We start from the raw sequence: 12004 nt of genomic DNA, 5'->3' as shown, positions 1-12004 counted from the left end.
CGAGACTCTTGTGGGAGGTCGGCTAGTGACAGTCACTCCTGTGAATATCGCCGACATTAGAACATCTTGTTCGTAGCAAAGGCCTCTGTGAGACCCCGGCAGTGCATATAAGCACGTGGAGGCTCATTAGCTGCCGCGGCGTGGAGCATATTCCATTTGCGACATGGAAGAATGATTTTTTTCGATGCCCATAGATTTTAAAAGTGAATGGAAAGAAGGAAAAAACGATGAATAAATACATTACGTTCGATCTCGATGAGACCCTCCTGCAAAATCCATTTAGTAAATGGGTTTTCCCTGAGATTGAAAGTATAGTAGCCTCTCATCTCACACTAGAAGCTGGCATATTCCCTGAGATTAGAAAAGAGCATAAAAAGCGATTAGCAGAGAAGCGGGATGCTGCTGCTTATAACTGGGATGATATTTTAGAACAGATTCTCGTTGAGCAAAATATTCCACTGAAAATCAATATCGCTGAATTAGTGGAAAAGCATGCGGAGGATCCCAAGGTATATTTACTAGAAAACAACGCCTTAACAGTTTTGGCTGCATTAAAGAAAAAGGGCTATTCACTGGGAGTGGTAACAAATGGCTATTACAAATACCAGTATCCAGTTATGAAAGCCATTCAGCTGGCTGAACAAATCGATAGAATCATCACACCTTGTAAGGTGGGATGCTCCAAGCCGGCAATCAGTATGGCAAATCCGTTATTAACAGATGGAGAATTAATTGCCCATGTTGGCGATCGCTTAGACCACGATGTTTATTTTGCGAATCAGCTAGGTGCGTTATCCATCTTAATCGATCATCGGATGCCAGATGCGCTAAAGCAACTTACTCCAGAGCAACGAGCGGAACAACAAGACTATCTAACAGGAATTTTTCAGAGAAAGATTTATGAGGAACTTACTCCGAAGGAGCATTATCAGCCCAAATTGATTATTCATTCCATTCATGAACTGCTTGAAATAGAGCTGGAAAGACCAAATCTAACCACAAAGTTGTAATATTATTGTACCAATAATTCTAAAAGGGTGATCCCATGCGAAAAGGATTGAAGCTATTTATAAGTATGTTGCTCTTTACTTCTATCATGATCGGACATCATGCTGTAACGATACACGCGGAAGAAGATACTGAAATTACCACGAAAGCAGAGTACCAAGTTTCCCCTGGTGTGTATCACGAAAGTGTTGAGTTGAAAGACGGGGATTCCGTCAATTCTCTCCATATGATGGAAGTGGATCCGCAAGATTCATTTGTCCATTTCACACCGTACTCATCCAATGGAAACGTCTATGGGTTAGAAACAGTAGGCAATACGATTGATGAAATGCGAGAGCAAGGTGAGCAGGTTGTTGGGGGCGTGAATGGTGACTTCTTTAGCTCTGTTGGGATTCCATCAGGATTACAGATTGTAGACGGGGAAATTTATACATCCCCTCGTAGTATAAAAGCGCTTATTGCTACTTTTCCTGATCAATCTATTAAAATGGAGCATTCTGTTGAAATGACTGCGGAATTAAAGGCAACGAACGGAGAGGTATTGGAGCTGGATATGCTCAATCGTTCTCGAGTGGCCACACATAATGATCGTGCCTTTTTATTCAATGATCGTTTTGGTGAAACTGCGAAAACTCCAGAAGGCGGAGTAGAAGTAGTGGTGGATACGGGAAAAGGGAATGATCGTTTTGTAGCGGGAAAAACACTACAAGGGATTGTGTCGTCTGTTGCGGAAACAGCGGATACACAATTAGAGGAAGGAAAGATTGTTGTATCAGTGGTAGGGACGAAGGCAGATTGGGTCACAAGTCATGTAGCCGTAGGTGATGAGATTCGTATTGATGTAAACTTCACGAAAAATATCAATCAAGCGCAAAATGTTGTCTCAGGAAATTCAACTTTAGGAACGGTTTTATTAGAGGATGGAGAGATTTGGGAAGAATTATTAGAGGATGATAAAAAGAATACAGACAAGCATCCACGTACAATGCTTGCTATCAAAGCTGGAAAGTTATATCTATTTGCAGTTGATGGCAGACAGGAAGGACATTCGGATGGCATGACATTACCAGGTGCCGCTGCGTATTTACAATCACTAGGGATGGAAGACGCGATTAATATTGATGGAGGTGGATCCACCACTTATTATGTTAGACAGCCTGGTGATGAAAAGCCGACATTGCAAAATCGGCCATCCGATGGACCTGAAAGACCTGTTGGTAGTTCCTTATTAGTCATCTCTAAGGCGCCACAACAATCAGAATTGGCAGGTATTCGTTTATCCCCTGCTACTAATCTCAAAATCGTTTCGGGAAGCAAAGTGAGGATAGAAGCGAAAGGGTACGACGAATATAGTAATCCGCTAGCTATAGAGCCTAATTCATTACAGTGGTCTGTTGATAAAGACATCGGAGAAATTGACCGTTCCGGTTTGTTTGTAGCAGGAGAAGGAAAGAAACAAGGACAAATTGTTGTGAGTAAAGATGGCGTTTCCGCCACGAAAGATGTGACGGTCACGGATGAGGTTACGGAGTTAAGGATTTCACCGACTTCTTTTGTCATAGAGCCCGAAAAGTCACAGTCGTTCTCTGTAAATGCGTATGATAAAGCTGGTGAAAAAATAATGATTTCTCCAGATGTACTTGAATGGTCTGTAGAAGGAGACATTGGAGAGATCACGGAAGAGGGAGTATTGCAAACCGGCAACAATGTAACAACTGGGAAAGTTGTGGCAACATATCAAGATATCCGTGTCGAGACGGCTGTTGAAGTAGGCCCGTCCCCGATCATAGAGGATTTTGAAGATGAATCTCATATTCGTTCGAATGAAGTACGGACCGTCCCTGGTTCAGTCAATATGACGCTTGTTTCAGATCCTGAATATGTATTGTATGGAGAGAAAGCAGCACAATTAACCTATGATTTTACGGGAACAGAAGGCACATCTGCCGCATATATTCAATTTTTAGATGATGAAGGCGAACTTGGCCAAGAGGTGAGGGGAGAGCCGACACGATTCGGAGTTTGGGTGTATGGAGATCAACAATATCATCATCTGCGATTGGGAATTACAGATGGAAATGGTCAGGATGCCTTGTGGAATATGACAACCGTTGGCGGAGTGAACTGGACAGGCTGGAAATATGTCTATGCAACTGTTCCAGAGGGAACCGTATTCCCGCTGAAAGTACGCTACTTTGCTTTAGAAGAAAAGAATCAAAATAATAAAACAGCAGGACTGCTTTACTTCGATCAATTTGAAGCGATTTATACGGATTCTGAGCAAAAGCCCGATATCGAGTTATTATTGCAAGATATGATGCAATCGGGTGATATTCAACACCCGCTGGGGAAACAATTAACTAATAAATTAAGACAAGCCACTCATCATTTAAATAACGGTTCACAGAAGCAGGCACAAAAGTTCATCGATGATTTTCTAGAACGTGTGAATGACCCTAAGAACAAGCAAATGATCACAAAAGAAGCAAAAAGAGATTTAAACCGAAAGACAGTGGAAGCATTCAACGGCTAATAGAAAGATGTTAATAGCTAATAAAATGCGTGCAACGACTAATAGCAGGATGTTAATGGCTAATAGATACTTGCAAAAGCTAATAGAACACTTCCACTGGCTAATAGAAATTTTAAAGAAAGCTAGCGGACTCGCTAACGGCGGCGGTCTGCTAGCCATTTTTTTCGTATGCTAGGGAAAAAATGGAGAAAAAATGCGAGTAACAAATACCCTATGCATAATCCCGCAACGACATCTGTAGGATAATGCACTCCGAGATAAAGCCTACTGAGTACAATAAGCAAAATAATGATTCCGGTTATTAAAAACCAACTGCTTCGCCACGTCTTATTGATTACGAAATTGCTTGTCAGCAAATAACAAAGAAAGCCAAGTACCACGATGGCATTCATAGAATGGCCGCTCGGAAAACTATACTCCCCTATTTGGATTAATGGATGAAAAGAAGGACGCTCCCGCTCAATCCATTCCTTCAAAATAAAATTGAGACTCCTTGAACTCCAGAACAAAATCCATAGACAGATGACTTCAGCATAATACTTTTTGAAAACTAAATAAATGGACACCCCGATACACAAAGGAAAGAGAACCTTAATCGAGCCAATTGTCGTTATTATCGTAAATAACCCATTAAGAAAGGGTGTACGCATGTCTTCAAAAAAAAGTAGAATTTTTACATCAAAATAGGCTAGAAAAGGGGATTGATAGGTAAATACTAGGCCTAAGAAAATGACAAGACATAAGAACACGAAAACCCGTTTCATGATCGAAATCCCTATTGATCCATCATACCGGCGATAATTTCATATGAACGGAGCCGCGCTGTTTGGTCAAAAATTTGTGAGTTAATAATGATTTCATCAGCTTTTGTTTCATCTATAAACACTTTGAGCTTTTGTTGCACCGTTTCTGGGCTTCCGACAATCGTCGACCGGGAATCAAGTGTTTTTTCGATATGAGCCTTTTCAAGTGGTGATAAAATGTCTTCCATATTCTCAATAGGCGGCCTCAATTGTGTCGGTTCATTTCGAGCTAAGCTTAAAAATTGCTGCTGCTGAGATGTTGATAACCATTGTGCTTGTTCATCTGTTTCAGCTGCAATGATATTCACACCAAGCATAGCATAGGGTTTGTCCAATGCCTCTGAGGGTTGAAAGTTTTCTCTGTAGATTTGTAAAGCTGGCAAAGTATAGTCTGGAGAAAAATGGCTGGCAAAGGAAAAGGGTAATCCCTTTTGAGCGGCAAGTCGAGCACTAAAGCCGCTTGAACCAAGTAACCATATGGGAATAGTCAAGCCCTCTCCAGGAATAGCTCGAACTCGAGCATGAGGGCTACCCGAAAAATAGTCCTCCAACCCTTCTACTTGCATTGGAAACTCTTCCGCCCCATTTTGCAAGGTTCTTCTTAGAGCGTAGGCTGTTGCTTGATCACTTCCAGGGGCACGCCCAAGTCCTAGATCAATCCGCCCAGGGTATAAAGATTCCAAAGTACCAAATTGTTCGGCAATGACCAGAGTCGCATGGTTTGGCAACATAATTCCTCCAGCGCCTACACGTATTTGCTTCGTTGCTCCAGCGATATGACCAATTAAGACAGATGTAGCGGAGCTTGCAATCCCTGGCATATTATGATGCTCAGCCAACCAATACCGATGAAAACCAAGTTCTTCTGTGAGCTGGGCTAACTGAACACTATTTTTGAAAGATTGCGTCGCATTGCTTCCTTCGGTAATAGGGGCAAGATCTAAAACAGATAAAGGAACACCTTGAAAATATTTTATGTAACCCATATGCATCCTCCTAATAAGAGATTAAATAAAGCATAAGGCGAATGAAAACATTCGTCCAATGATTGCACTTATACCCAATTGTTAAGCGATTCCAGAAAAATCTTTACAAAATCTTTACATTCCTTCATATTTACTTTTCCAATGTTCTTCATTAAGATGGGGGAGGAATGAGCAAGGTCGAATACACTACGTAATTAGGAGAGAAGATATGGACTTGCAAACAATGCTCTTTACGTTTTTTGGGGGACTAGGGATCTTCCTATATGGAATTAAATCCATGGGAGATGGTCTTCAAAAGGCTGCTGGTGATGGATTAAGAGATCTGCTTGATCGTTTTACCACAAAGCCAATTATGGGTATTTTAACGGGGATCGTTGTAACAGTATTAATTCAATCTAGCTCGGGAACCACTGTCCTTACGGTAGGTCTTGTAACAGCAGGTTTTATGACCCTAAGACAAGCAATTGGCGTCATTATGGGAGCCAATATCGGGACAACTGTAACTGCCTTTATTATCGGTATCGATATAGGTTCATATGCATTACCGATTCTTGCCTTAGGTGCATTTTTAATATTCTTCTTTAAAAATCATAAAGTCAATAACTTCGGTCAAGTATTTTTTGGATTTGGTGCTTTGTTTTTTGGGCTTAATTTAATGGGAGATGCGATGGAGCCGCTCCAGGACGCGCAAGCTTTCATTGATTTAATGGTGAATTTAGGAAAAAATCCACTCCTAGGAGTTGGGACCGGCGCCTTCTTTACGATGATTATTCAAAGTTCCACCGCTTCTGTTGCGCTTTTACAAACTTTATATGATCAAGGCGTTATTCAATTACAGACAGCCTTACCTATTCTTTTTGGAGAAAATATTGGAACAACTATAACGGCAGTTTTAGCGGCCATTGGTGCTTCTGTTTCAGCGAGAAGAGCGGCATTTACACATGTTCTCTTTAACCTGATTGGTGTCACTTTAGTGCTTATATTTATGGGTCCATTTACTCATTTAATTGAGTTTTTCCAAGGCTCGTTTGATTTAAATAATAAAATGACGATTGCATTTGCACACGGAACATTTAATGTAATAAATACTATCATTCAATTTCCATTTATTGCTGGACTTGCCTGGATCGTGACAAAGCTTGTGCCAGGTAAAGATAAAGCTATTGAGCATAAGGCCATTCATTTGGGTGAGCAATTTATTCGCCAATCCCCATCGGTTGCCTTGGGACAAGGGAAAAAGGAAGTATTACGTATGGCAGAATTATCCGAAAAAGGGATGGTAGAGGTAGGTCACTACTTCAGAGAACATGGGAAAGAACAGCGTACAGTACTTCCACAAATTGAGGATGCTTTGAACAATTTGGACAAGACGATTACGGAGTATTTAATGCAAATATCCTATCACTCTTTATCAGATCAAAACTTAAAAGCGCACCATGTTTTAATGGATACAGTGATCAATCTCGAAAGAATTGGAGATCATATTGAAAATATTATGGAATTAGTGGACAACCAAATTCATAATAAGGTGAAATTTTCTGAATCAGCATTAAAGGATTTGGAAGAAATGTTTGAGCTGACGATCTCCACATTGAGACAAGCAATTCATGCGTTAGAACATGATGATATTGAGCAAGCAAGAGCTGTGTTAGAGAAAGAAATTCAAATTGATCAAATGGAAAGAGACCTACGGAAGCAACATATCCGTCGTCTGAACGAAAATCAATGTACCGGAACAGCAGGGATCGTGTACGTAGATATTGTCAGTAACCTGGAGAGAATCGGCGACCACGCTGTGAATATCGCAGACGGGGTCATTGGAGAAGAGGAATAAATAGATGAATTGAAGAGCTCCCTTTTGCAAGGGGGCTTTTATTATGAATATTGTTCTGTTATGATAAATATAATGATTATTTAGATTTTACTGTCAATAAATTAATCTGTGGAAGGGAGGGGTAGAAGTGAATAAGAACAAGTGGATGGTTGGTTTCCTTACGTTGTTTATTTTCTTTCTAAATATCCTAGTTCCACGAACACCAACAAGCCAACCCAATTCATATTTTGACGTGAGTGAGTTTGGTCTTTTGGGTTCTGTTCTTACTTTGTACACGAAGGATCGAAGTGCAAATCTCTTTGCTGCGATCAGTGAAGCAAACAGTTATTTTGTCCCATTAGGAACGTTACTCCTCTCACTTTTGTTATGCTTTTTAATCGCAACTTTGATCGTAAAAAAACTTATAGTACGTGTTCAAAAAGAGGCTCATAGCGGACAATGAATTCAAATTTCCCACTAGGCCTGTTTACTTTCTTGGCCGCTGCAAATGTTTCTCCAGTGTGGTCAGTGCTTGATTAAGCTTTCCTGTTTTTAAAGCTTGAAGGATTACAGCATGCTCTTTTACAGTTACATTCTTTTCTTCTTGGGTAAAGGGGATAGCAGGTGCTTCAGCAAAATATTTCACAATGGTATCTGCTAATTGTATGAACAAGCTGTTTTGTGTTGCCTCAATTAACCCAGTATGAAAGGCTGCATCGTATTGTTGAAAATCATTGGGATCTTCGGTCTGCTCCATTTTTTGTATGAGCGTTTCTAATTGCTCAAATTGCTCAGCATTGGGATACTGACAAATTTGTTCAATGGCTGCCTTTTCTAATAGAAAGCGAAGTTCAAGCAATTCCTCTGTCTTTTCATTGTTCATTTTCCAAAAATGAAGGAGATGTTGGAAAATAACCTGTGGATCGTCGGTATTAACAAAGGCTCCTTCGCCTTGTTTAATGGTGACCAAGCCAGTTGCTTCCAATGATCGTAATGCCTCACGTATAATGACACGGCTTACATCCATATTCGCTGCAAGCTCTCTTTCCGAAGGGAGACGATCTCCTGTAGTGAGTTTATTTTGAATGATATATTCCTTAAGATCGTCACTAATAATTTTGCTTAAAGTAAATCGTTCAGTATCTTGGATTGGTTTCATTGTTATCCTCGCTTACTTAAAAAAAGTGGTAATACCATATGATCTTTTTGCACCATTATATCATATAGATAGAGAATATAAAATCATTAAAAGGAAAACGTATTCTTTGTTTTTTACGGTAAGTGGACCACTTGTCTTAGGAGAAATCATGGTCTTTGTCATAGAAGAGCGCTTTTGCTATTCTATTCTGTTCCATGCAACAAATTATAAAGATGACTCAAATGGTTTCTCATCGCCTGTTGAGCTGTTTCTTTATCTTTTTGTTGAATCGCATCAATCACTTGTTTATGTTCTTCATAGGAATGTTTGTATTCCTCCATGTCAACAACCTCTTCTAATTGGTTGGCTTGGAAATATTCGTTGATAATATAAGAAAGTTGGATATAGGTTTCATTGCCAGTGGCATTAAATAGTGTTTTGTGGAATAGGCGATCCTCTTCTTTTGGCTTTTCTCCCTTTTGGGCTTTTTCTAAAATCAAGTTATTCCATTTCTCCATTTGATTAATCTCATCGATGTGATAATGGTCTATCGCTAGTTCAATAGCTCCCAATTCAAGAATAATTCGTGCATCAATCAGATCTTTGAATTTGATTTGATCAAAAGCTAAAAATGGAGAGATATTTTTTAAATAACTTTGCAGATGAACCTTTGTTACAAAAATACCTACACCAGGTTTAATTTCAATGATACCCTGCGATTGAAGTGATTTTAATGCTTCTCTAACAGCTGTTCTACTCACACCCAACATTTGGATGATTTCCTTCTCAGATGGCAGCTGATCACCTGATTGGTATTGATTTTCTGCAATATGAGTTTTAATTCGTTCAATGACAATTTCTGATAAAGTTTGTTTTCGTTGCGCCATGTTTTTCTTCCTCACTAAAAATATATTTATAAGCGTAGTCTTGTCACCAGTATATAACTAAAAGGACCGTTTTTTCTATTTAAAGACGATTATACACTAACTAAGTGGATCGTCCCGAAAAGACAAAGAAAAAATACTTAAAACAGCTTGACATTTAATTTGAAAGCGTTTAGGTTTGAGAGAGAATAAATGGTATGACCATATTATAACATCATAGATAAAGAAATGGGATGAAAAAGAAAAATGACTTGGGATCTTGATCAATTTAAGGGTGTTTTTGTAGCCATGTATTCTGCTTATGATGCAACAGGAGAAGTGGATAAAGAAAGGGTTAAGAAACTAGCTAACTATTATGCTGACTCGGGGATTAAAGGCCTGTATGTTGGTGGAAGTTCAGGAGAAGGAATTCTGCAAACAATGGATGAGCGTAAAGAAGTTTTAGAGGCGGTGATGAGCGCAGTTGGGGAGAAGCTGACGATCATTGCTCATATCGGAGCCAACTCGACAAGAGAAAGTGTTGAATTGGCTCAACATGCTGAAAAATGTCATGTAGCGGCAGTTTCATCTGTCCCATCTATTTATTATCGCTTGCCAGAAGAATCAGTTGAAAGACATTGGAAGGAAATGATTGAGGCAACCTCTTTGCCATTTATCATTTACCATATTCCACAAACGACAGGATTTAATCTGACGTCAGCGTTATATAAAAAAATGGTTGCTGAACAAAAGGTTATTGGCATTAAGATGTCAGCTGAAAGTGTATATGAACTCCAGCAATTAAAGGCCAACGCTGATAAAGAATTTTTGGTGCTGAATGGCCCGGATGAGCAATATTTAGGCGGGCGAATTATGGGGGCAGATGGAGGGATCGGTGGAACCTATGGGGTTATGCCACAACTATATTGCGAATTGGAAAAGAGTTTTTTTGAAGGGCAAATTAAAAAAGCTCAGTTTATTCAAGCAGAAATCAACCGATTTATCTCTAGATTACTAACCTTTCCCTCTTTATATGGTGCTTGTAAAGCAATCCTGAGCATAAGGGGAATAGAAACAGGGCAACCTCGTCTGCCACTTTTACCGATCGAAAAAAATGAGGATTGGCTTGAATTGGAAGCCCTTAATCAAGAAATCGAAAAAACGATTGAACTTGTAACGAAAAAGAAAGATGAGCTGGGGGTATAAACATTGGCAAATATTGATACACAAGTAGTGTTTTATCCAGACTTGGCTGATTCAAAGGCTTATCGAATCCCGTCTATGATTACAACGAAAAAGGGAACAGTCATTGCGGGGATTGATGCAAGAATTGCCGATCATACGGACAATCCAAATCAAATTGATGCAAGTATTAGACGGAGTGAAGACCGTGGTAAGACTTGGGGACCGGTTCAAAAGTTAGTCAGTTTTGCAGGGGAAGGCCTAGACGGTGCAGCTGCAATTGACACCGCTTTACTAGAAGACGAAGAAACTGGCTCTATCTTTATGATCTATTGCCATACACCTGGTGGTATTGGGTTGCGAAATAGTGATCCTGGCATTGGATTTGATACAGAGGGACGAAGAAAACTATATGACCGTGACAGGAATTTATTTTTGCTAGAGACAGATGGAAGAGTTGTGGATGATAAAGGACAAAAAACTGATCATTCCGTAGATGAAGAGGGATATGTGTTCAAGGGGCAGGAGGCGATGGGCAATATTTATTTCAAACAGGGAATTGACCCAAATGAAAGTTTACTGGAGGCAAGAACATCCTTTTTACACATTATTCAAAGCGATGATGATGGTTTAACGTGGTCCAAGCCAAGGGAGTTAAATCTTATGGTAAAGGAAGAATGGATGCGTTTTATCGGCTCAGGTCCAGGTTGTGGTATTCAGTTAAAGCATGGCACAAAGAAAGGACGCTTGGTGTTTCCTATTTATTTTTCCAATGAAGCAGGCTGTTTGTCCTGTGCTTGTATTTATAGTGATAATCATGGTGCTACATGGACAAGGGGCGAATCACCAAATGATGGAAGAGTATTAGATGGAGAGGAATTAACAGCAAAAACAATCTCGCATGAAAAACAGTACTTAACAGAATCGCAGGTGATTCAATTACCGACAGGCGAATTAAGATATTATTTACGAAATCATTATGGAAAGCAAAGAACGGCTGTCACGACAAGTATAGACGGGGGAGAAACTTGGGGAGAAGTCCAATTTGATGAGGCATTACTTGATCCAATTTGTCAATCAAGTGTGACTCTTTACCCTGATCTCGGTGATGGCAAAGTTCGTATTCTATTTTCAAATCCTGCTAATGAAAAGCAAAGAATCACAGGCACAATTCGTTTAAGCGAAGACGGCGGAAAAACATGGCCCTACAGCAAGGTGATTGAGGAAGGCTATTTTGGCTACTCCTGCTTAACTGTTATGAAAAACGGAGAAATCGGCATTTTATATGAGCGTCACTATGATTATCATGATTGGAATAAGATGGATATCCCGTTTGCTTCCTTTTCATTAGAGTGGTTAAAGGGATAAGAATATTGTAGTATATTTATACTTTATTTAGTAGAACAGTGGCTAGACATTGGCTCTAAACCGATGTCTAACCACAATCATCTCGAAGTTTTTACCTATAATTCTTCTATAAGATTCCCGAATTTTGTAAAAATATGTTGACAGATGATGTGAAAGCGATTAATCTCTTGATAAGAGAGTATGGTACTACCATAATACTACACTAAATCGGATGTACTCTCGTTGAGACAATTGAAGTGGTACTACCATAATATGTTAGAGATAAAATGGTTAATCTTCTGGTTTATATCAAGAAAAGATTATCTTAGCG

The 12004-nt window shown here is 39.5% G+C and carries 10 protein-coding genes; 6 read left to right on the top strand and 4 right to left on the bottom strand.

Features of this window, described 5'->3' with window-relative positions; genetic code table 11:
• The first annotated feature begins 227 nt into the window (after positions 1-227).
• Entirely contained in the window at positions 228-1010 is a 783-nt protein-coding gene (locus KI375_RS02100) for an HAD family hydrolase (RefSeq protein ID WP_212971877.1), read from the top strand.
• Positions 1011-1045: 35 nt separating this feature from the next.
• Positions 1046-3541: a phosphodiester glycosidase family protein gene (locus tag KI375_RS02095; RefSeq protein WP_212971876.1), complete on the top strand. Its 2496-nt coding sequence runs from the start codon at positions 1046-1048 to the stop codon at positions 3539-3541.
• 134 nt (positions 3542-3675) lie between these two features.
• Here the strand turns inward: KI375_RS02095 and KI375_RS27885 are convergent, their stop codons facing one another.
• Complete coding sequence (locus tag KI375_RS27885; protein WP_374706792.1) at positions 3676-4191, bottom strand: phosphatase PAP2 family protein; 516 nt, start codon at positions 4189-4191, stop codon at positions 3676-3678.
• 125 nt (positions 4192-4316) lie between these two features.
• Complete coding sequence (locus tag KI375_RS02085) at positions 4317-5336, bottom strand: LLM class flavin-dependent oxidoreductase (RefSeq protein ID WP_212971874.1); 1020 nt, start codon at positions 5334-5336, stop codon at positions 4317-4319.
• A 202-nt stretch (positions 5337-5538) separates the two neighbouring features.
• On the opposite strand from KI375_RS02085, the gene KI375_RS02080 reads away from it, so the two are divergent.
• Both KI375_RS02080 and KI375_RS02075 read left to right on the top strand, forming a co-directional pair.
• A complete protein-coding gene (locus KI375_RS02080) occupies positions 5539-7164 on the top strand; it encodes a Na/Pi cotransporter family protein (RefSeq protein WP_212971873.1) in 1626 nt (541 codons plus the stop codon).
• A 127-nt stretch (positions 7165-7291) separates the two neighbouring features.
• Positions 7292-7606: a hypothetical protein gene (locus tag KI375_RS02075; RefSeq protein WP_212971872.1), complete on the top strand. Its 315-nt coding sequence runs from the start codon at positions 7292-7294 to the stop codon at positions 7604-7606.
• A gap of 24 nt (positions 7607-7630) precedes the next feature.
• Here KI375_RS02075 and KI375_RS02070 read toward each other — a convergent pair whose 3' ends face one another.
• Positions 7631-8302, bottom strand: a complete 672-nt coding sequence (locus KI375_RS02070) for a FadR/GntR family transcriptional regulator (protein ID WP_212971871.1) — start codon at positions 8300-8302, stop codon at positions 7631-7633.
• Between the two features lie 182 nt (positions 8303-8484).
• Positions 8485-9168 carry a FadR/GntR family transcriptional regulator gene (locus tag KI375_RS02065; protein ID WP_212971870.1) on the bottom strand — a complete coding sequence of 228 codons (684 nt, stop codon included), beginning with the start codon at positions 9166-9168 and terminating at the stop codon, positions 8485-8487.
• Positions 9169-9411: 243 nt separating this feature from the next.
• Here KI375_RS02065 and KI375_RS02060 point away from each other — a divergent pair, with 243 nt between their 5' ends.
• Together KI375_RS02060 and KI375_RS02055 are read left to right on the top strand one after the other, a co-directional pair.
• Positions 9412-10350 (top strand): dihydrodipicolinate synthase family protein, encoded by a 939-nt coding sequence (locus tag KI375_RS02060; RefSeq protein WP_212971869.1) that lies wholly within the window; start codon positions 9412-9414, stop codon positions 10348-10350.
• Positions 10351-10353: 3 nt separating this feature from the next.
• Positions 10354-11694, top strand: coding sequence for a sialidase family protein (locus KI375_RS02055; protein ID WP_212971868.1), 1341 nt, complete (start codon positions 10354-10356; stop codon positions 11692-11694).
• Positions 11695-12004: the final 310 nt, after the last annotated feature.

It is taken from the genome of Bacillus sp. J14TS2 (assembly GCF_018333015.1).
Classification (GTDB): domain Bacteria; phylum Bacillota; class Bacilli; order Bacillales; family Bacillaceae_C; genus Lederbergia.
The sequence above is the reverse complement of the archived record's forward strand: the minus strand, read 5'-3'. Positions and strand labels throughout refer to the sequence as shown.